The 22,215-nt window shown below is 37.4% G+C and carries 17 protein-coding genes; 11 read left to right on the forward strand and 6 right to left on the reverse strand.

The features are described 5' to 3' along the window. Positions 1–425: 425 nt before the first annotated feature. From C8J95_RS00005 to C8J95_RS00015, 3 genes are read right to left on the reverse strand one after another with little or no spacing between them, the layout of a single operon-like run. Positions 426–1,343: a metallophosphoesterase gene (locus C8J95_RS00005; RefSeq protein ID WP_107807104.1), complete on the reverse strand. Its 918-nt coding sequence runs from the start codon at positions 1,341–1,343 to the stop codon at positions 426–428. Between the two features lie 52 nt (positions 1,344–1,395). Beyond that, positions 1,396–3,189 carry a RagB/SusD family nutrient uptake outer membrane protein gene (locus C8J95_RS00010; protein WP_107807105.1) on the reverse strand — a complete coding sequence of 598 codons (1,794 nt, stop codon included), beginning with the start codon at positions 3,187–3,189 and terminating at the stop codon, positions 1,396–1,398. Between the two features lie 27 nt (positions 3,190–3,216). Beyond that, entirely contained in the window at positions 3,217–6,210 is a 2,994-nt protein-coding gene (locus C8J95_RS00015; RefSeq protein ID WP_107807106.1) for a TonB-dependent receptor, read from the reverse strand. Between the two features lie 282 nt (positions 6,211–6,492). Between C8J95_RS00015 and C8J95_RS00020 the strand changes: the two genes are divergently transcribed. Continuing rightward, on the forward strand, positions 6,493–7,068 hold the full coding sequence (locus tag C8J95_RS00020; protein WP_107807107.1) for an XRE family transcriptional regulator: 576 nt from the start codon (positions 6,493–6,495) through the stop codon (positions 7,066–7,068). Here C8J95_RS00020 and C8J95_RS00025 read toward each other — a convergent pair. Genes C8J95_RS00025 through C8J95_RS00035 form a run of 3 tightly spaced genes read right to left on the reverse strand, consistent with a single transcriptional unit; the run spans position 7,055 to position 10,197 of the window. Continuing rightward, a complete protein-coding gene (locus C8J95_RS00025; protein ID WP_107807108.1) occupies positions 7,055–7,741 on the reverse strand; it encodes a phosphonatase-like hydrolase in 687 nt (228 codons plus the stop codon). The two genes, C8J95_RS00020 and C8J95_RS00025, sit on opposite strands and share 14 nt — an antisense overlap. Before the next feature lie 15 nt (positions 7,742–7,756). Continuing rightward, positions 7,757–8,914, reverse strand: coding sequence for a TIGR03364 family FAD-dependent oxidoreductase (locus C8J95_RS00030; protein WP_107807109.1), 1,158 nt, complete (start codon positions 8,912–8,914; stop codon positions 7,757–7,759). Further along, complete coding sequence (locus tag C8J95_RS00035; protein WP_107807110.1) at positions 8,890–10,197, reverse strand: DUF5690 family protein; 1,308 nt, start codon at positions 10,195–10,197, stop codon at positions 8,890–8,892. The genes C8J95_RS00030 and C8J95_RS00035 overlap by 25 nt, the downstream gene beginning before the upstream one ends. A gap of 337 nt (positions 10,198–10,534) precedes the next feature. Between C8J95_RS00035 and C8J95_RS00040 the strand changes: the two genes are divergently transcribed. From C8J95_RS00040 to C8J95_RS00085, 10 genes are all read left to right on the forward strand, one after another. After that, on the forward strand, positions 10,535–12,223 hold the full coding sequence (locus C8J95_RS00040; protein ID WP_107807111.1) for a tetratricopeptide repeat-containing sensor histidine kinase: 1,689 nt from the start codon (positions 10,535–10,537) through the stop codon (positions 12,221–12,223). A 12-nt stretch (positions 12,224–12,235) separates the two neighbouring features. After that, positions 12,236–12,901, forward strand: coding sequence for a response regulator transcription factor (locus tag C8J95_RS00045; protein ID WP_107807112.1), 666 nt, complete (start codon positions 12,236–12,238; stop codon positions 12,899–12,901). A gap of 473 nt (positions 12,902–13,374) precedes the next feature. Then, positions 13,375–14,502: an alpha/beta hydrolase-fold protein gene (locus tag C8J95_RS00050; RefSeq protein WP_107807113.1), complete on the forward strand. Its 1,128-nt coding sequence runs from the start codon at positions 13,375–13,377 to the stop codon at positions 14,500–14,502. Beyond that, positions 14,495–15,871: a M17 family metallopeptidase gene (locus C8J95_RS00055; protein WP_107807114.1), complete on the forward strand. Its 1,377-nt coding sequence runs from the start codon at positions 14,495–14,497 to the stop codon at positions 15,869–15,871. The genes C8J95_RS00050 and C8J95_RS00055 overlap by 8 nt, the downstream gene beginning before the upstream one ends. Positions 15,872–15,887: 16 nt before the next feature. Next, positions 15,888–17,093 carry an acetyl-CoA carboxylase biotin carboxylase subunit family protein gene (locus C8J95_RS00060; RefSeq protein WP_107807115.1) on the forward strand — a complete coding sequence of 402 codons (1,206 nt, stop codon included), beginning with the start codon at positions 15,888–15,890 and terminating at the stop codon, positions 17,091–17,093. Positions 17,094–17,110: 17 nt separating this feature from the next. Then, positions 17,111–17,824: an alpha/beta fold hydrolase gene (locus C8J95_RS00065; protein ID WP_107807116.1), complete on the forward strand. Its 714-nt coding sequence runs from the start codon at positions 17,111–17,113 to the stop codon at positions 17,822–17,824. 45 nt (positions 17,825–17,869) lie between these two features. Further along, positions 17,870–18,823: a RimK family alpha-L-glutamate ligase gene (locus C8J95_RS00070; protein ID WP_107807117.1), complete on the forward strand. Its 954-nt coding sequence runs from the start codon at positions 17,870–17,872 to the stop codon at positions 18,821–18,823. 47 nt (positions 18,824–18,870) lie between these two features. Then, positions 18,871–19,971: a carboxylate-amine ligase gene (locus tag C8J95_RS00075; protein WP_107807118.1), complete on the forward strand. Its 1,101-nt coding sequence runs from the start codon at positions 18,871–18,873 to the stop codon at positions 19,969–19,971. Positions 19,972–20,032: 61 nt separating this feature from the next. Further along, entirely contained in the window at positions 20,033–20,866 is an 834-nt protein-coding gene (locus tag C8J95_RS00080; RefSeq protein ID WP_107807119.1) for a type 1 glutamine amidotransferase, read from the forward strand. A gap of 15 nt (positions 20,867–20,881) precedes the next feature. Beyond that, a complete protein-coding gene (locus tag C8J95_RS00085) occupies positions 20,882–22,075 on the forward strand; it encodes a hypothetical protein (protein WP_107807120.1) in 1,194 nt (397 codons plus the stop codon). Positions 22,076–22,215 lie beyond the last annotated feature (140 nt).

Genomic DNA, 22,215 nt, shown 5'->3' on the forward strand with positions numbered 1-22,215 from the left:
GCGTGGGCAAAACTAATAAATTTTATTAACATGACCAAATCTTTTTTCTAAAAAATTTTAATCGATTTTATAGTCTCAATTATCTCCTGCTCCCCCAAACAACTCTCATTGTTTAGGACTGCAAAAGTAGAAAAACTTCTATAATACACCAAACTTCTAAACATATTTTTTAACATAATATACGTAACTACCTGAATACAGGTGAGAAAAATTTAACATAATATTCATATTGGAAGCAATAGCCTTCTTTACATACACTATATATATCGTAGCAGATGCTTTGAAAACGGGATTTTTGTTTTATGTACCTACAGAAAACGGCTCTTTCTGGCAGCTCAAATGCTATTTTTTAGCTTTGATCTCCTCTTTATATATGATAGAAAGCAAAAATCCGGCTTAACGCCGGATCTTATATTCTATATATATTAGTAGTGGTGAACGATATATTCATTCTCGAATGTACCATCATCATAAAACTTTAATATTGCATACCCAGGAGGTGTCTCCTGATAATAAAAAGGTTTAGCAGATCGTTTATCTCCTTCTCCCCACCAGAATCCGGACATTGCACCATTACAGAAATAGTACACATCATTGTACCAGGCTCTATCTAAAAGATGCTGATGACCACTAAGACATCCTTTTACTTTATCTTTATGTTTATAGAAAAGGTCTTTTAGTGCTACATGATCTTTATGCTGCCCTCCTTCAAAGGTTCCGGTAACAGTAAGTATTGGATAGTGGGACATAATAAGTGCATATTCTCCCTGAGGGATATTCTCCAATTCTTGTTTCAACCAGTTCATTTGTTCAGGGTCCAATGTTACTCCAGAATTATTACCATCTAACATAATAAAATGCCATTTCCCTTTTTTAGCGCTATAATAACGATTAGGCATTTTAAGTCTTTTAGCTGCATAAGGCACGCCATACATTTCATCTGATTTTCCGCCAGCCCACCAGATATCATGATTTCCTACACAACTGTACATATCATAATCTGCAACTTCTTTAATACAAGTATCCCAGGCATTCCACTGATCATAGACCTCCTGACGAGTAGAATTGTCTCTGTCAACAGCCATAATAGAATCTCCGGTATTAAGGAAGAAATCTACTTTTTTTGTTTTTACTTCTTTCAGGCATTTCACAAAGCGTTCCATAACCTTAGGATCTGCCGGCAAGTGTACATCTGTTATATGTGCTACCGTCAGCACAAGTTTCTTTTTCAGATTTACATCTTTGTCTTTCTGAGTCGCCGCTAAAAGATTGGTAGCTGTTCCACCTAACATAAGCGCAGAAGCTGCAAGCGGAACTTTTGCCAAAAACTTTCTTCTTTTCATGATATCTTATTCTGTTTCTTTAATATTAGTCTTCAAAACTCCGGAAGGTATTTTACCACCCCGGTGATTGTTTAAGTTTAGGGTTAAGAATTAATTGACTTGCCGGTATTGGAAGATAGTAATATTTAGGATCAATAAATGTTCTTGGCAGTCGTCTGTCTTTTTCGAACATAATATTACCTGAAGTACCTCCTGAAAGATAGAAAACACCATCGGAAATATAAAATTTGGTTAGTTTCGCTCTGATATCCGCAGGAACATTACTCAATGGATCTTCTTTTCCAGGAGCTTCAAGAATTGCAATATCTGGTTTCCCATCACCTGTCACATCCATTGCTCCAAGCGCCGGGGTATAAATACCTTTGGAAGCTTGTCCCAATAATGCTCCGGACTTCCAACGGAATAAATCATCCAATCGTTTGTCTTCACAAGCCAATTCAACACGACGTTCACGTCTGATCTCTAAAAGAACGCCTCTATTTCCACCGTTAATATTGGGATACTGCTTTGCAAGATAGTTATCTGGTGTTGCATTGGCTGTTAGCATAGAAAGATCTGGCATTTTCACTCTTCTACGCAAAAGATTTACGGTATTATCGAGATCACCCTGCGTTAAAGTTCCTAATTCTGCTTTCGCTTCTGCATTAACCAATAATACCTCAGCATACCTGTATATAGGAAGGTCTGTATAATTTAAATCCCATCCTCCTCTTAATGACGGATCTCTCGGATAGAATTTAATCTGAAGATATCCACCAAAAGCAGGCTGAAGCATATAAGGATCTCCATTCGGAATTGTTGCATACCCCGGAGGCATAATCGTTTCTGCCATACGCGGATCACGGTTGGTAAATACTTCAGTAAATGTTTTCTTATCATAATCTGTAACTGAAGTAAAAGGCGTTCCGTCGTTCATCAGGAATTCATCTGCAAGACTTCCATTCAGCGCCCACTGCCATCCCAGTACTGTGTGGGTATTATTACTTACTCCCTGGTCTTTATTATTTTTTTGTAAGAAAATAACTTCCTTATTACCAGCAAGGCTATTACTGGCAAACAAAGCCCGAAAATCTTCGGCTCCTTTTCCTGTATTATAGATACTGAATCCGCCATTGCTGATAATATCCTGAGAAGCAGTTACAGCACGGTTCAGGAATTTTGCAGACGTATTCTGCAGCCCTAATTCATCATGATATTTTCTAAATGTACCTTCATACAATGCAACTCTGGACAATAATGTAAGCGCGGCCCATTTCGTAATCATGGTATTATTCGTTTTTGCCGGCAACACATTAGCAGAAGCATATTCCAGGTCGCCCATCACGGAATCCATTACCAATGCTCTCGGATCTTTAGCTTTGTAAAGCATTGCCTCGTCATTACTACCAATAGTAGTGGAATACCATGGAACGTCTCCATACTTTTTCACCATATTGAAATAGAAGTTGGCTCTGAAAAATTTGGCTACTCCTTTGTAATGCCTGATTAATGATTGATCGCCTTTCGCTTTTCCTGAATTTTCAATCATATAGTTAATAGACCGAAGCTGTTTCCAGTCCCATCCGTCTATATTTGCTGGTGTAAGGGAACCCCTCAGAAGGTTGTCTGTGTTACTGGCACCGGTATAAACTGATATATTGTCTGAAAACACATCGGTATATGGTGCCGAAATATAACTGTAAAAACCATTGGTATAGGTTTCTAAATCCTGAGGATTATTAAAAAAATTATCTTTCGTAACTTCTGTTATCGGGTCTTTTTGCAGAAAATCGCTTTCACATGATATTAATGACAGCCCTGTAAATAACGTCAAAACTCCTGTGGATATATAGGTATTTAGTTTCATTTTTATATGCTTAAGATATTATAGATGTTAAAAGTTTAAGTTCATTCCAAAAGAATAGGTACGTTGGAAAGGGTAAGCTGCCTGCCCCAAGGTTTCAGGATCCAGTTTTACTTTCAGATGTGATATCTCGAATATATTCTCAGCACTGAAATAGAAACGAATCTTATTAAAATGAATTTTAGAAGTTTCTTTCAGTGGCAGAGAGTAACCTATAGTCACATTCTTTACACGAACATAAGAAGCATCCTGCATATAGCGTTTATTTGGAATACCTAGCTGCTGCATGTTATCTTCTGCCGTATAAGCTCTTACTGCAGGGAAGTATCCATTAGGATTATCCGGTGTCCAATGATCTAGGTTTTGTTGTGTTACGTTAGTCCACGGCTGTGCATAAACACCCCAGAAATAAATTGTTCCTGCGCCAGGATACCAGTCTCTTTTCCCAACCCCTTGTAAGAAGATACGTAAGTCTATTCCTTTCCATTCTCCGGATAAGTCTAAACTAAATGGAAAACGGGCAGTTGTATTTCCGACTACGTATAGATCCCCAGGATTATTTACCGTCTTATCGCCCATGTCTACTTTACCATCACCGTTACGATCTCTGAATTTTGGATCTCCCGGGTAGAATCTGTAAGATTGATCATCGGTACCCATTGCGGTCTGATTAGGGTGATTTTTAATATCTGCCTCATCTTTAAAGAAGCCTTCTATTTCAGCTCCCCAAATCTCTCCAATTTCCTGGCCTACATAATATCCAGAAAGTAATTTTGCTGGATTATCAAATCTGGTAATATATGATCGGCTATCTGCAAGTGTAAATGCCACATTATAACGGAAAGGAGAACCTGCTAATTTAAACTGGTCATTCCAACCTAATCTAAACTCCCAACCTTTTGTTTTAAGGTCTCCTGCATTCACTTTAGGTTCAGATGCACCAAAAACATTAGGAAGGATTTTCCCCGGAATCAACATGTCTTTAGTATAACGGGTATACTTATCAAAGTTTAATTGTAGTCGATTATTAAAGAAGGCTAAATCTGCTCCGAAGTTTACTGTTGAAACTTTTTCCCATGTAAAATTATCAGATACAGCGTTAGGTGCATAAACTGCAATAGGACGGCCATCCCCCAGAATTTGCCCTACAGTGCCTGTAGTCATCGTTGGGATATATGGATAGGCTATTGTATTCTTATCTTTATCTATCAGATCCTGATTACCAAGAGCCCCATAAGATCCTCTGAATTTTAGCAAGTTAAGACCGATTGTGTTTTTCACTCCTGCAAAGAAGTTCTCGTCCGACAATACCCAGCCTGCAGATGCCGATGGGAAGAAGCCCCAACGGTGACCTTTCGGGAATCTGGAAGAACCATCATAACGGCCATTTAATTCCAACAGGTATTTATTCTTAAAATTATAAGCTGCTCTATAATATATCCCCTGCAATGCCCATTCTATAATCCTTTCGGTTTCTTCCATTGTCCCTGTACTCAACCCAATAGAAGGCAATGAAGTGGAAATGATATTATTTCTTTTTGCTGAAGAGTAGCCATATCTGTTATATTCCTGGTTAAAACCTCCTAATAACTGGATATAGTGGCTTCCAAAGTTTTTATGAAAATCGGTATATACATTATATACATAATACCTTCCGGTCATATTCTCGTTTCTGGCCCATGATGTTGTAGAACCTGTATAAGAGATAGGCTGCATTGGTCCTGTTTTGTAAGACACGGGAATATCATAGGAACGGGTAATTGATGATGTATTTCTGAAAGTTGCTTCAGCTTTTAAATCCCATACCTTTTTAATAATAGAAGCATTCGCTGCAAATGAGATCTGGGTTTGTCTATATTCATTTTTAGAGCGTCCGCCATCCTGCAATCTTCCCAAAATACTAGCTCCATCCTTTGTCCAGGTTCCATCAGGGTTTTTAGGTACACTTAGAGATGGCGTACGGTTTACATTCCAAAAGAAAAGATCATCTATAAATACCGGAGAATCATAATCCGAGAATGTAAAGGCTGTATTGGTAGATAAATCTAACCATGGATTGATATTAAGATCTACTTTACCTCTCATGTTATATCTGTTATAGATATCGTTACCATATCGAAGCATTCCGTCCTGGCGATAATATTCTCCTGAAAGTAAATAACCAACTTTGTCCAACTTTCTGGAAATACTTATGTTATTGGTAAAAGTAGGTGCTGTATCGTTATATGCTTCTTTCAACCAGTTAGTAGATCCGTAATATGCCCAGGAATTAGGGTCTGAAGGACTCAGAATTACACGGGGAAGATTTGGATTATTGGCAATCTGTCTGGCATATTCTCTTTCATTTTCCGGAAAGAGGTTATATAAAGGGGTTGCTGCATCATGCTTATACTGCATAACAGTCAAAGGATCTATTACCAATTCCGGCAGCTTTCCTACAGTTCTGTATGCTGTATTGGTATTTACAGATACATTCAGCTGACCTCCTTTTGCACTTTTAGTTGTAATCAATACTACCCCAAATGCTGCTCTTGCTCCATATATTGCAGCTGATGCCGCATCTTTTAGTACAGAAACGCTTTCTATGTCCGCAGGATTTAGCCTTGATAGATCCTCACCACTATAAGGTACATTATCTACCAAAATTAAAGGATTACCTCCATTTACACTGGTGAACCCTCTTACATTAAAGTTTGCTGCCGAAGTAGCCCTACCATTATCTATGGTAATATTAAGGTTAGGAATAAGGCCTTGCAAACCTGCCCCGATATTGGTGATAGGTCTGTTTTCCAGCTTCTTTGCTGAAACCATATCTACGGCGCCGGTAAGATTAACTTTTTTCTGTTTTCCAAAACCGACAACAACTACCTCATCTATATCTTTAGATCTGGATAATGTATCCGCTTTTTTGGAGTTTTCTTTCTTTAAAGGTACTTGCTGGGCGATAGCAGTGTAGGAAGTACACAGGAAAAACGCAATAGCGACCTTCAAAGAGCCTTGGGCAATAATTGAGCTTCTTCTCATGGTTTAAGTTTAATTATTAGAATTATTGTTTATTAAATTTTTATATAAATAAGCACTACTAACAGCAATTACCTCCGGCAAATGAAGACGCAATTAAGTCACTTTCTAAGCAATTTTGTAATACAATATTGACATACTTTAGTATTAAATTATCATCCTCGCAGCTCTCTGAAAAAACCTTTTTTTCCGTTTATTTTTTCTGGTTTTATTTGCACAGTGATTCACAGAAAACAATCAAAATTTATATCTTTAAAGCCCCAATATTTTTTGGAGAGCTGAAATATGGAAGATTACATTATTACTATTGGAAAGAGAATCAAACAAATACGAAAGGATAAAAAGCTTACAATTAATGACATTGCACAAAGAGCTGACGTAAGCAACGGTCTTATTTCCCGCGTGGAAAATGGACGCACTATTCCCTCCCTACCCGTATTATTTTCTCTGATTTCTGCTCTGGAAACAGATATTGCTTTATTCTTCAAAGATCTTCCTGTGCAATCCAAAAACCCTTTCCTTGTCTTTAGGAAAGAAGAAATGACGCTGATTGAAAAGGAAGAAAATGCTGAAGGTTTTATATATCAGCATATATTCAGTAAGCAATTTCCTTTTGTAGGCTTCGAATGTGTACTATTAGAAGTACATCCAAATTCAAAAAGGGAAAAGGTGGTTACCGATGCATTTGAATTTAAGTTTATAATCTCGGGAGAGTGTACTTATATCATTGGTGAAGAAGAAGTTCTGCTGAAGCAGGGAGATTCTATATTTTTTGATGGAAGAATTCCACATGTCCCTGTAAACAGAGGAAACCTCTCCTCCACTATGCTCGTTGTTTATTTCTATATTAACCCAGAATAATATGACCCAGCTCCGCCAGCGAATCCAGAATATAATCCGGATTGGCAGCTTGTAACTGCTCTCGGGTCTGTGCTCCGCTTAATACACCTATTGTAATTCCACAACCGGCATTCTTTCCTTCTTCTATATCGATTTCGGAATCTCCGGCCTTCAATACAAACTGACTATCATCTATCGCTAAATCTTTCATTGCTTTATAAATCATATCCGGGTGCGGGCGCCCATTTAGTACATCGTCTGCAGTAATCACAGCATCTATATCACGGCCATTTTCCCAACCTACCTGCTGAAGAAGTTTATTAGCGGTTTTTGAGTCATAGCCGGTATTAAGCGCTATTTTTATTCCTTTGGATCTTAAACTGTCAAACAATTCAAGTACACCGTTTACAGGTTTTACCTGCACTTCATCATATGCCAGCTCCAGAGCCTTCTGGAAATGTGTAAATATTATTTCTGCCTGCTGTTCTGTATTTTGCTCCTCTGTACAGTTTTCTAGTACATCTTTTATGGCTTGTTGTTTTTCTTTTCCTGCTCCATATTGTAATACCTCTTCCAGGCTTACATTATATCCATATTCATTTATTGCCTTCTGTACTGTTTTATACACCAGATTATCTTCATCTATTGTTGTTCCTGCCATATCGAAAACAACCAGTTTTATTTTCTTCTCCATTCTCTATCGCTTATATTACATTAAAAGTTTATTGATATTTCCTTTAGAATAACCTGCACTTCCGGTCATTCCTTTACCACCGATACCTGTGATAATATGAATTTGTCCGTCAATTGAATGCTCAAACACATCGTGGGTTTTACATTGTGAATAAACTCCGAACCATTGTCTCTGAATTTCATAAGTAGGAAGATCTACTATTTTTCGGGCTTCTGCCAGCATAAAAGCATTGATGTCTTCTTTAATATCATATCCAAGATCATCCATGTCCTTTACATCTGCATACTCATGAGAATCTCCTATTATAACTGATCCGTCTGCAGCTTGCTTGAAAAGGATGTGCACACCCCATTTCTTCTCGGGTGTATCTTTCTCTTCTCTTGATTTTATCTCATTAAAAGATGGACACTCGTGGAAGCTTTCATATCTGCGGATACTAAGTCCCGTTAGTACTGATCCGGGCAAAGTATAATCAGATGGCTGTGGCGCCGTCTGCAACATTTGCAGCTTGGTAACCTCCAGATCACTTTGTGCAAATAACTCCGGATACAGTGTTTTGAACTCGCTACCATTGCAAATGATAACATTCTGTGCTAAAAGCTTATTCCCTAAAGAAGTCAGAACTTCAGCTTCTCCACTTTGCACTGAGCAATGAATTACCTGTTGATATGTTAACAACTTTAATCCTTTCTCCTGTACCAGATAAGCCTGTAGCCTATGGATCATTGTGCGAGGCTCTACCGTAACTTCCTCCGGAAAGAACAACCCGGCTTTTATATAATCCGTACGAAGTCCCGGATATTTGGCCAAACATTCTTCTTTTGTAAGAAGCACCGACGTATAGTCATTGTTTTTATTGATCTGATACAACTCTTCTATCAAGGCTACTTCTTCATCATTGGAGGCAAAGTAGGCCGAACCATTCTGACGAACTGTAATGTCAAATTTACTTTGCAGCTCTTTGTAAATCTGCAAACTTTCTCTTCCATAGTTTTGCCATTTAGTATCCATTCCGGAAGGAACTACCTGTCCAAAATTACGGGTTGTAGCGCTTTGAGGAGCTTTATCTTTCTCCAGTACTGCTACTTTAAGTCCTTTTTCCAAAGCATGATATGCATGGAAGGTTCCCAGAACTCCGCCCCCGATTACTATAAGGTCAAATTCGTTTTCCATTTTTTTTCTTTATGTATATTTTCAGAGTTATTAAATTTACGATTGAGGTAGAAATATGAATACAATACAGCTAATAAGGCTATTGCTGACAATATATAGGTGCCTGAGCAGAAGAAATCTAACCAGGAGACTCCTCCGACGCTAAAGTTTTTGTACAACAGAACCAGCATACTTCCTAAATAACCGAAGGAATCGGCCAGGTAGATAAGGAATCCTGCATTTCCTTTAATTTTAAAAGCAGCTATAAACCGATCAAAAAACAATGCATTGAAAGGTACATAGCATATATATAATCCAAAACCTGTTGCCACCATCCAGATAAAAGCTCCGATATGATGGTACTGAAACAACAAAGTGGAAGCTGCTAATGTTACGATGCCCAGTAACAGCAAATAATGATAGATATATAATGCTTTAATATTATTCTTGATAAAATAGAGTGCTCCGAAAATAAGAAGTACAATAAGCGAGACAACGATTTCGGATTTACTATATACACTTACATCTCCTGTATAACCAATACTATCCCAAAGCTCTCTTGCGAAATTATCCCGAAAGTCTCTAAAAGCCGTAAGTAAAGTATAAAACAGAATAAGAAAACTAAAAGGCAGTGCAAACTGACGAAACACTTTCTTTCTCTCTGAACGGTTCATTGGTACACGTTCAGATTTTTCGGCAATATCCTCTGCTGTAGGCGCCGGGATTTTTTCCAGTAAAAAAATAAAAACCAGCAAGGGTAAAAGGAATAATGCTCCCGTTACTACAGGCATCCAAAATTCTGAAATACCCCAATACTGCATGACCCACATTCCGACAGACTTTACAACACCACTGGAAACTATAAAGCTTGTACAGAGAATAATACCTAATATCTCGGTTGTTTTCCGACCTTCCAGATATGAAAATACTATTCCCCAAATCATTCCCAAAGGCAAACCATTCAGGAACATAAATACTACATTATACGGAGCCGGAACGATTGCAAAAAGGAACAATGCCAGCTCTGCCATCAGAATTAATCCCAGAAAATAGAATTTGCGCTTATTGGGAGTGAGTTCCGATATTACTTTAATTCCGATAAACTTAGATGTTGCATATCCCAGAACCTGCAATAGAATAAGGACGATTTTATAATCTACACCCCAAACCTGCAAATGATCGTAGCGGGCAACTGTAAATGGCTTTCGGAAAGCATACATGCAAAAGTATGCTCCGAAAGCTGCTATTGAACTATATAAAAGAAAAGTAAATTGTTTTGTTTTATTCTCCTGTGATGATTTCATGACTATGATACGTTAGCACATTTCATAAAAATGAAGTCCTCTATACTATTGGATTTATGACTCAAAACAATAGCTTTAAAGAAATGGTTATTAGCTTTCATTTTTACTATTTGTAAATTTTATGTGTCAAAATTGATCAAATATTTACAAATAATAATTTTCTACGTATTATAAAATTGTTAATCCAATATTAAATTTTCTTATTTCAAGGAACATACAATTGCAGAATATCTACAAAAAAGAAGTAGCCGGACTTTATTCAGAAATTCATCTTTATTCTTTAAATTTGTCACTCATACCCCTTTTTTTTAGCAAAAGCCATTTAGCCATTTAAATTTTGAAGCACTGTTTATTTTTCTTAATTACAGCTATTTTTATTACATCGTGTACTAAAACAACTAGTACCAAGGGAACAACAGCACCACACTCCATCCCCAATGCAGATTATGATAAAGCATGGAAGTTTATTGACAAAGGCGATGACAAAAATGGTTTTATCTATCTGGACAAAGCAAAAGATGCCTATATAAAAGCCGGTGATAGTTTTTCTGCAGGAAAAAGCTTTGTAAACATGGCTATTATTCAGGAGCGGGTAAGCGATAATATGGGGAGTATAGAAACCAGCATTACTGCATTAAAGTTTCTAAACGAAAAGAATCCAAATCATCACAGCTTCCTTTCCAGTAATTATAATAACATGGGTGTTGCCTCCAATAGTTTAAAAAACTATGCTGATGCTGAGAAATATTACAAGAAAGCCTATCAGTTTTCTCAGGACAGGATTGAAAAGATTATGATTATGAATAATCTGGCAAACTGCTATCATAATCAGAAAAAATATGGAAAAGCAGTTTCAGTATTCAAAAAAATAAAAGACAACCTTCAGGCAAAAGACGATATCTATTATAAAGTATCCTCTAACCTGGCTAAAACCTTATGGTATGAAGATCCTAAGCACAACCCAACTTCTGCTTATCTGGAAGCTAAAAAATATTATGCAAAGGAAAAAGATGACTGGGGTCTGGATGCATCCTATGCGTATTTATCAGAATATTATCTTCATAACAACAAAGACTCTGCAATCTTTTACTCTGACAAGATGTATAATATCGCAAACAAACTAAAATCTCCCGTTGACAGACTGGAAGCCCTGCAGAATATGATTATACTGGAAAAGGGAGATCAGTCCAAGAAGCACTTTACAGAATATTATAAGCTTTCAGACAGTATACAGGAAAGTAATAATACCTACAAAAATCAATTTGCAGCTATCCGATTTGAAAGTGATAAAAACCGCATAGCAAAACTGAATCTGGAAAAAAACCTGGTACATAACCAATATAAAATAATTCGTCAGCAGGTCTTCATTTATTCTGTATCGGGTGTGCTTATACTTCTGCTGATTACCGGAATACTATGGTACAAACGAAGGAAAGCCAAACTCGAGCTTCTGGCACAGGATAAAATAAAAGAAGAACGGCTTATCCTTTCTAAAAAGGTACATGACGTGGTTGCCAACGGGCTTTATCAGGTAATGTCCAGAATAGAGTATAATGATGACTTTAGTAAAGATGAGATCCTGGATAAACTGGAGATGATGTATCAAAAATCCAGAGATATCTCCTATAATCCTTTATCTTCTTCTGAAAAGAAGTTTAAAGATCGTATCTCTGAGTTATGTTTATCTTTCCAAAATAGCTCTCGAAGAATATTCGTCGTCGGAAACGAAGATACTATATGGAATCCCCTGAAAACAGACATTCAGGAAGAAGTATTTCTCATACTGCAGGAATTTTTAGTAAATACAAAGAAACACAGCCAAGCCAACAGAGTTGTTATAAAATTCAGTTCTGAAGAAGGAAAATTTCATCTCAGATATTCTGATAATGGAACCGGACTGGATGAAAAAGCTTCTCACAATAATGGATTACAAAGTATACAACAACGGACAACTCATATAAAAGGAATATTATATATATTACCAAATGAAGGAAAAGGATTTCTGGCAGAGATATCCATACCTTAATTACAACAGATTATGTTTAGAAAAATACTTATCGCTGAAGACCATGAAAGTGCAAATCTTTCTGTACAGAAAACACTAGAGGACTACCCTGCTTCAGCTACAGATTTTGTATATTATTGTGATGAAGCTCTGGACAGAATTGAAAAATCGGTTCAGTTGAAGAATCCCTATGAGTTACTCATCACAGATTTGTCTTTTGAAGAAGATCAGAATATACAAAGGATAAAATCTGGGTTTGAGCTTATCACCCTGGCTAAAAGTGTTGCACCTAATTTAGCTGTTATTGTATTTTCTGCAGAAAAGAGGGCCGGAATTATAGATTCTCTGTTCAAGGATTATGGAGTAGATGCCTATATTCACAAAGGCAGGACAGATGTAAAAGAACTAAAGCTGGCCATAGATACTATATATAACGGAAAGAAATACCTATCAACAGATTCTCAGCAATCTTTGAAAGAGATTAATTCTTTTGAATTTTCTTCATTTGATGTAAAAGTTATTTCTCTCCTGGCAGAAGGCATTCTGCAAAAGAATATTCCTATATATCTGCAGCAGGAAAACATCTCTCCCAGCAGCCTTAGCAGTGTAGAAAAACGTTTAAATATATTGAAAGATCAGCTTCAGGTAAACAACAACGAACAGCTTGTTGCTTTCTGTAAAGATCTGGGAATTATATAAAAAACTGCTCCATTACGGTTTCCCGTAAGGTCATACAAAATTTCATTCCTATTTTTGCGGCTGAATACAAATGCAGAAAATTTAATTCTAAATTCATTTCCTATAGAGCCTGTTGTTAATTTTTTAACGACGGGCTTTTTTATTTTCAGAAATATTCTCTTTCCTGAAAGTTTATCCATTTGAAATATCTAACCAACTTATTATCAGCTTTCAGAAGATAAAAACATCAAAGTTGTTTATCCATGCACATTACAGCGGTTTTCTATTCCTATTCCTCAGTTTTAATTTAATGTAAACTCAATCTGTAAAAACAACGCTAAAAAGTGAAATAATATCCATTTACCCCGATAACCATTACTATTCTCTAAACAAACACCCATTTAAAATAAAAATAAACTACAAAGTATTGCATAATTACATTTTTTATTTAACTTTAATAGAATTAAACAATTCAGCACAAAAACACAATTCTGATGAAGTTTTATTTAAAAACAGATAAAAACGATGAAAGAACGATATTCATCACCGGGAATTTTAACAACTGGAATCCACGGGATAAAAGCTATAGCCTGCAAAAGACTAAAGACGGATACTTTATAGAAATAAGTGATGATAAATTGCCTTCCGAAGTAGAATATAAATTTACCAAAGGAGGCTGGGAAAATGTAGAGATGGATAGTGAAGGGCATTTCACTGCCAACAGAAAAGTAAAAAAACAAGCGAAAAAGGCAGAAGATATTGTTGAAGACTGGCGCCTGAATTGGGCTCCGTTCAAAGAACAATATTTCCCAAAGATAGAACTGATCTCTGAAAATTTCTATATACCACAACTGAATAAAACCCGAAAAGTATGGGCCCTTCTTCCTTATGACTATGAAACCTCTCAGAAAAGTTATCCTGTACTCTATCTGCAGGATGCACAAAATTTATTTAATGAAGAAAGCGCCTATGGCAACTGGGAAATAGATAAGAAACTTTCTCTCCTAGCGGAATATGGAATTGGTGATATTATAATTATAGCTGTAGAACATGGAAGTCAGGATCGTATTCAGGAATATGTATTCGAAGATGAAAACAAATTCGCAGTAAAAGCTGAAGGCAAGAAGTATATCCGTTTTATTACAGACACACTGAAACCATATGTAGACCAAAACTTCCGAACTCTGCCTGATAGAGAACATACAGGAATTGGAGGAAGTTCATTAGGTGCACTTATCAGTATCTATGGCGGCTTTTTATATCCTGAAGTCTACTCCAAACTGATGCTGTTCTCACCATCATTATGGTTAAATCCTAATAATAATTTCCCGATGCTTAGCTTTCACCAGCCTTATCATACCAAGGTATATATCTATGGTGGCGAACTGGAGGGCTCTGATATGGTGAAACGAATTAATCTGTTTAAAATAGCTATGAAGCGGTGGGAAGAGAGTAAGTCTATAGAGTTCGATATCAGAACCAGCATACACCCGGAAGGGAAACATCAGGAGTTCTACTGGTCTCAGGAATTTCCAAGAGCATTAGAATGGTTGTTCTTCGATAAGCTGGAAAATCCTAAGGAAAGAAAGAGAAAATACAATAAAGCAAAACAAAATGTCTGACACTACCCAACATATTTATATTTACTCAGAATCTTCATGGAAAGAAACTCGACATCTCTTTCCAGATTCTTTGCATTCATTTTTTTCAGGGAAAAAGAATGAAAGTTTCGTGTTGGCATCAGATAATGAAACTTCCTTGCTAGTAGGTATTGGAGATTCGTATACAGAAAACAACCTTACAGATATTGGTCAGAAGTTTTCTTACGATTACAGGGAAAAATTATCCGCAAAAATTACATTCTTACATGCTGATATTTTAGGTCCCCAGGAAATAGAAAGCCTTTTATTAGGGTTTTATCTAGGAACCTACCTGTATCCTTTTCAGGCGACACACCCGCTATGGGATCCTGAATTCCGATGGGGAAATATTGAGCAGTTTGATGAAAAATATACCAGAATAAAGGCTATTTGTAAAGGTCAGTTTATTTGTATGGATTGGCTGAACAAACCTGCTAACTTTAAAAGGGCACCACAGCTAAGTAATTTTATACAAGACAAAGCTCAGGAATACAACTTCACACTAACTACATATAACCGCAAACAATGTGAAGAATTGGGGCTTGGAGCATTTCTTGCAGTTAACCAAGGCAGCCACCAGGAGGCCGCTTTCACTATTCTGGAATATAAATCTGAAACTAAAGATGCTCCGACAATAGGACTGGTAGGCAAATGTGTACTTTTTGATACTGGCGGAATTTCTATAAAGCCTGCCACTAATCTACACTATATGAAAAGTGATATGGGTGGTGCTACAGCTGTTCTGGGTGCGTTGATAGCCACTGCAGAAATGAAATTACCGGTAAATATTACGGCCGTACTTCCTATAACTGACAATGCCGTTTCCAACAATGCTTACCTGCCGAGTGATGTGATTACTGCCTATAATGGCAAAACAATAGAAGTGATAGATACTGATGCCGAGGGCCGCATGACTCTTGCAGACGGGCTTAGCTATCTTTCAAAAAATTATAAAACTGATTATCTGATAGATTTGGCAACTCTTACAGGAAGTGCTGTACGCATGTTCGGAACAACTTGTGGAGCTCTTTTTTCAAACGATAGAAGTCTGCAAGTGCAGCTAGAGGAATCCGGACAGAAAACAGGACAGCGTCTCTGGAATCTTCCATTATGGGAAGATTGGGAGGACGAGATTAAATCGGATGTAGCCAATTTTAAAAATATTTCACTGAAACCTGTAGGCGATTGTATAGTTGCCGCTACTTTTTTAAAGCATTTCATCAACGAGCATCCTAAATGGGCACACTTGGATATTGCAGCCATGTGTTTCGGGAATGTAATTTATGCAAAAGAGAAGGCAGCCACTGGTTATGGTGTAAGACTCCTAATAGACTTTATAGAAAAATTGTAAAAACTAAAAACACAAGATGAAAACATTCGTTTGCCTTTCCAGCTATTATAAAGGCTATGATTTTATGGATGAATGCAAAAAGCTGGGCAATAAAGTCATCCTGATTACTTCCGAAAGCCTGAAAGAAAAAAACTGGCCATGGCATGCCATAGACGAGGTTTATTACATGCCGGAAACCCTGCCTTCGGTTTGGAATTCCGACCATATGATACAGGGCTTTGCCTATCTTATGAAGATCCACAATATAGATACCGTTATCGCTTTAGATGATTTCGATGTGGAAAAGGCTGCACTAATCCGGGAAACCTTCCGTATACAGGGAATGGGACAAACGACCTATCGATACTTCAGAGACAAACTGGCCATGCGCCAGATGGCAAAGGACAGCGGAATTAAAATTCCTCCTTTTGCTCCTGTTTTTAATGATAGCATTATTGCGAAGTTTATTGAAGAAAATCCTGCACCCTGGGTTCTTAAACCTCGATCTGAAGCATCTGCCAGTGGCATAAAGAAAATACGTTCGGCAGAAGAGCTTTGGAAAGTAATGGAAACACTTGGTGAAGACCGCATTCATTTTCTGTTAGAAGTATTCAAGCCCGGAGATGTTTTTCATGTGGACTGTTTAGTTTACAACAAAGAAATTAAATTTATTTCCTGCTCCAAATACCTTTCTCCACCTATGGCGGTATCGCATGATGGTGGTATCTTCCGAACCAAGACACTTGCAGAAAATTCAGAAGACTTTAAAAGCTTAGCAGAAATAAACCAGCAGGTTCTTTCCAAATTTGGGATTGTACATGGTGCTACCCATTCGGAATTTATCAAAAGTAATGAAGATGGAAAGTTTTACTTTCTGGAAACATCTTCCCGTGTAGGCGGAGCACATATTCCGGACATGGTGGAAGCATCTACCAATATCAATCTTTGGCGGGAATGGGTGAAAATTGAAACAGATGTTCTCAATAAGAACAAATATGATCTTAGTTACGATAGAAATTATTTTTCCGGGCTTATTATCGCTCTGGCAAAAGACAAACATCCTGACATTGCTGATTTCCAAAGAGAGGAACTGGTAAAGTCTTTAAATCTGGAACATCATATCAGCCTTCTGTATAAATCGGATTCTGCTGATAAAATAACCGAAGCATTGGATGATGCAGCAGAAAAAATCTATGCACATCATCTTAGCATTCTTCCTCCACAGGCAAAACCAACATCCTAAACACTAAAAACACAAATATGCCACAGGTAGAATACACAGACTACTACTCCCATGTTTTAGGGAGAAAAATCAATATCCAGGTGACGGGGCATTTCGGACATCCTATTATTATGTTCCCAACGTCGCAAGGAAGCCTTACTCAAAACTCAGATTTTCATCTTAACGGATCTATAGATCATTTCACTGAGAGTGGAAAAGTAAAGCTGTTTAATCTGGAAACATTGGATAAAGAGAACTTCTACAACGACAATATTTCTCCTCAGGAAAGAATATGGCGTTACGAGAACTATGTCCAGTTTCTTATCCGGGAATATATTCCGTTTATCCAGAAAACTCATCAGGTACATCGTGTAGCTATTGCCGGTTGTAGCTTTGGTGCCTATCATGCCACCAATTTTGCATTCCGCTATCCAGATGTAATCTCCCACCTTATAGCGATGTCCGGAGCTTTCTCTATCCGAAATTTTATGGATGGCTTTAGCAACGATACCGTTTATTTCAATTGTCCTGAGGAATTTATGCGGGACGATGCTTCCTGGAAATTCGGGCATATGCATATTGTCCTCAGCACCTCCGATCAGGATGTTTGTCTGGATAAAAATATCCGAATGTCCAACATTCTACGCTCAAAGGGAATTGACCACTGGTACGATGAGGCTAAATGGATTAACCATGACTGGCCTTTGTGGAGAATGGTTTTTCCAAAATTTATAAGCGCTTATTTTTCATAAAGAACAACTCTTAACTAAAATATTTAATACAGAAAACATACAATTATGGCAAAAAAAGTCGGAATACTATTTGGGATGGAAGATACTTTCCCTTGGGCATTTATAGATAAAGTAAACGAACTGGGAAAAGGTGAGATTATTGCTGAACCGGTTAAGATTGATGTGCTGGAGCAGGGTGTAGATTATGGCTATGCTGTAATTATAGACCGAATTTCTCAGGATGTTCCTTTCTATCGTGCTTATCTAAAAAATGCAGCACTTAATGGTACTTATGTTATCAACAATCCCTTTTGGTGGAGTGCAGATGAGAAGTTCTTTAACAATGCATTAATGACCAAGCTGGGAATTCCTTTGCCAAAAACAGTTTTGCTGCCATCCAATGACAGGCCAACCAATACAAGCGAAACATCGTTCAGGAACCTTACCTTTCCACATAACTGGGAATATATTTTCAATTATGTAGGTTTTCCTGCCTATATGAAGCCTCATGATGGTGGTGGCTGGAGAAATGTTTATCGTGTAGAAAGCCCTGAAGACTTGTGGAATAAACTTTCGGAAACGGAGCAACTGGTCATGATGGTACAGGAAGAAATTATTTTTGAAGACTATTATCGCGTATACTGTCTGGGCAAAAAATATGTTCATATTATGCCTTACGAGCCAAGAAATCCACATCATTTGAGATATGCTGCAAAATCTCAATATTCAGGAAAGCAATTAGAAGACTTACTAAAAACCATTCACAACTATACTATTAAAATGAATGAGGCTTTAGGTTACGATTTTAACACTGTAGAGTTTGCTGTAAGAGACGGTATTCCTTACGCTATCGATTTCTGCAACCCGGCACCAGATGCCGACAGAAATTCTGTAGGAGAGGAAAATTTCGACTGGATTGTAGAGCATGCTGCTAAACTGGCTATTGAAAAAGCTAATGAATATGTTCCGGGCAAGCCGAATATTTCGTGGGGAACCTTTGTAAAAGATTCTGTAAAATAGATCCGCTATATGCGGGCTTCTCAAACTAAAAATTAAAGACACACAAAATGCACAAATTCACAATAGGTATAGAAGAGGAGTACCAGATTATCGATGCGGAAAGCCGGGATTTGGTTTCACACGTTTCCAAAATTATAGAAAGTGGAAAGGCAATATTGAGTGAAAATCTCAAGCATGAAATGCATGAGTCCATGGTAGAAATGGAAACAGGTATTTGTCAGAATATTCAACAGGCGCGTGAGGAGCTTACCAGCCTGCGACGTCAGCTGGTAAAAATAGCACACGATCAGGGGCTTCGTGTTTCCGGAGGAGGAACCCATCCTTTCTCTCATTGGAAAGACAATATCATTACCAAAGCCGAGCGTTATAATAAAATTGTAAACGATATGGGTGATGTTGCCAGATCTAACCTGATCTTTGGTCTTCACGTACATATTGGTATTCCGGACAGAGAAGAAGGAATCCGCATTCAGAATGTAATGCGTTACTTCCTGCCCCACGTTTATGCACTTTCTACCAACTCTCCTTTTTGGGTAGGCAGACTTACGGGCTTTAAATCTTATCGTCAAGAAGTTTTTGCCAAGTTTCCTAGAACAGGTATTCCAAGTTATTTTAGCAGTGTTGCAGAGTTCGACGCTTATGTTAACCTGATGATAAAAACCGGTACTATAGATAATGCTAAAAAGATATGGTGGGATCTTCGGGTTCATCCTTTTTATCCGACGATAGAGTTCAGGATTTGTGATATGCCTTTTACGATAGATGAGACAACCTGCCTTGCGGCAATTATGCAGTCTTTAGTTGCCAAAATCTATAAAATGCACAGGCAGAATATCAGTTTCCGTTCTTACCGCAGATTACTACTGAGTGAAAATAAATGGCGGGCTTCTAAAGACGGGATACACGCAGACCTTATAGACTTTGGTAAGGAGGCCAGCGTACCTTACGCAATTCTATTGGAAGAATTACTGGAATTTATAGATGATGTTGTTGATGAACTGGGATGTCGCAAAGAAGTAGAATATGCCCGTGAAATTATAAAAATGGGTACCGGTGCCGATAGACAGCTAAAGGTTTTTCACGAGACAGGTGACATCAAGAAGGTCGTAGACTATATGATTCGTGAAACCGAAAAATCCGTACTCTAACATCATAGAACACTGAAAAACAAATTTTTACTTTATTACATTTGTAGAAAATATACAGATTATGAACCACGAAATAAGAATCGCAATACTCGACATGAACAACAATCATCCTAACCAAGGGATGAGAAATATAAAGGATATATCGGAAACTTTTAAAACAAATTCCGGATATCAGGTTAGTATTGAGATTTTTGATATTCGTCATCAATACGAAATGCCTAAAATTGAAGATTTTGATATCTTCATTTCCTCCGGTGGTCCCGGAAATCCCCATAAGGAAGGTTTTGTGTGGGAAGAAAATTACAATCGTTTCCTCAATGCTATATGGAAGCATAACAAAGAACATGAATCCAAAAAATATATGTTCCTTATTTGTCATTCATTCCAACTAGCCTGCATTTATTGGGATTTGGCAGAAGTTACCCAAAGAAAATCTTATTCTTTCGGAGTCATGCCGATCCATAAAACAGACGCTGGCGAAAAGGATTTTTTACTGAAAAATCTTCCCGAACCTTTTTATGCTGTAGATTCCAGAGCCTATCAGGTTATCCAGCCCAAAACGGAACACCTGGAGAAACATGGTATGCAGATTCTGGCACTGGAAAAAGAGCGCCCGTATGTTGATCTGGAAAGGGCTGTAATGGCTATTCGGTTTTCCGATGAAATATTTGGAACGCAATTTCACCCCGAAGCAGATCCAGAAGGATTCTTGGAATCCCTGAAAGTTGAAAAATATAAGAACAGTATTATAGAGGATTACGGATTGGATAAATATCAGGAAACTATTGACCGTATTGACGATGAAGACAAAGTAGTACTCACAAGAAAAGAAATCCTGCCAGTATTTTTGGAATTTGCCGCACAGCAGATTTCCAAAACTGTTTCCCTGGCCTAAAAACACAAATATGATATGATTCCGAATCTCAGAAAGCAGTTTAATGATGCTTTCTCACCAGAGAAATATCAAAAACTAAAAGATACCTGTCAACAACATTCATCTACAGAAATTGGATTCAGACTTTCAGAAAGTCCAATTTTTGTTGATAAAGTTTTTCAGGAAAAACTATTTAATGCAGCCGAGTCTATTATTCAGCAAATAGATTCTTTTTCTGCCGAAGAACTAAACAAAGCTATTCCTTCTCAGGCTTTGGTTCCCGGTGATGATTCCCATTATCATTTTCTGGCAATTGATTTCGGAATATGCAGAAATGAATCCGGAGGACTGGAACCTCAGCTAATCGAACTACAGGCTTTTCCTTCCCTTTTTGGCTTTCAACGCCAGTATGAGGAAGATTTAAGATCCGTATATCCTTTTCTGGATACTTTCAAAAGACGTATCCCGATAAATGATTACATCGAGAAACTAAGGAATATTATTATTGGAAACGAAAATCCGGAGAATGTAATTCTGCTGGAAATATTCCCTGAACAGCAAAAAACGGCTGTAGACTTTAGTGTAACTGAAAATTTTCTAGGCATAAAAACCATTTGCCTGGCCAAGCTTATAAAAGAAGGCCGACAGCTTTTCTACGAAGACAATGGGAGAAAGATCAAAATAAACCGCATTTACAATCGGGTAATTTTTGATGAACTGGATAATATTCCAGATCTGAAAACTGATTTTCATTTTACAGATGATGTAGATGTAACCTGGGTAACACATCCCAACTGGTTCTTCAAAATTTCTAAGTTTATCCTTCCAAAGCTAAACCATACTTATGTTCCGAAAAGTTATTTTCTGAATGAAGCTCCGGATAATTTAGGCTATAGTCAGTATGTATTGAAGCCCCTTTTTTCCTTTGCAGGAAGCGGTGTAAACATATATCCTGTACAGGAGGATATCGACAGAATTACTGACAAAGAAAATTACATTTTGCAAAAAAAGGTAGATTATGCTCCGATATTTGGGGATATCAATGGTGAATTTTCCAAAGCAGAAATCCGCTTATTGTTCGGTAAAGCAGAAGGAAGTAACAAATTAGAGTTCCTGGTAAATCTTGTAAGAATGACCAAAGCGGAAATGGTGAATGTAAATTTCAATAAGAAAGATGCAATTTGGATTGGCAGTACCATGGCCTTTTTCGAAAGTGATCTTCAGAAATAATTAAGTTAATAATCACTCACATACTTACAAACCTTATGGGCAATCAGTACCTATAAGGTTCTATATTGTAAGTAAAAAACAAGAGAGTGCCTCCCGACGGAAACACTCTCTTTTGAAAAGTTAAAATAATAATATGTGTG

This window comes from Elizabethkingia sp. YR214, from assembly GCF_003058195.1.
Classification (GTDB): domain Bacteria; phylum Bacteroidota; class Bacteroidia; order Flavobacteriales; family Weeksellaceae; genus Elizabethkingia.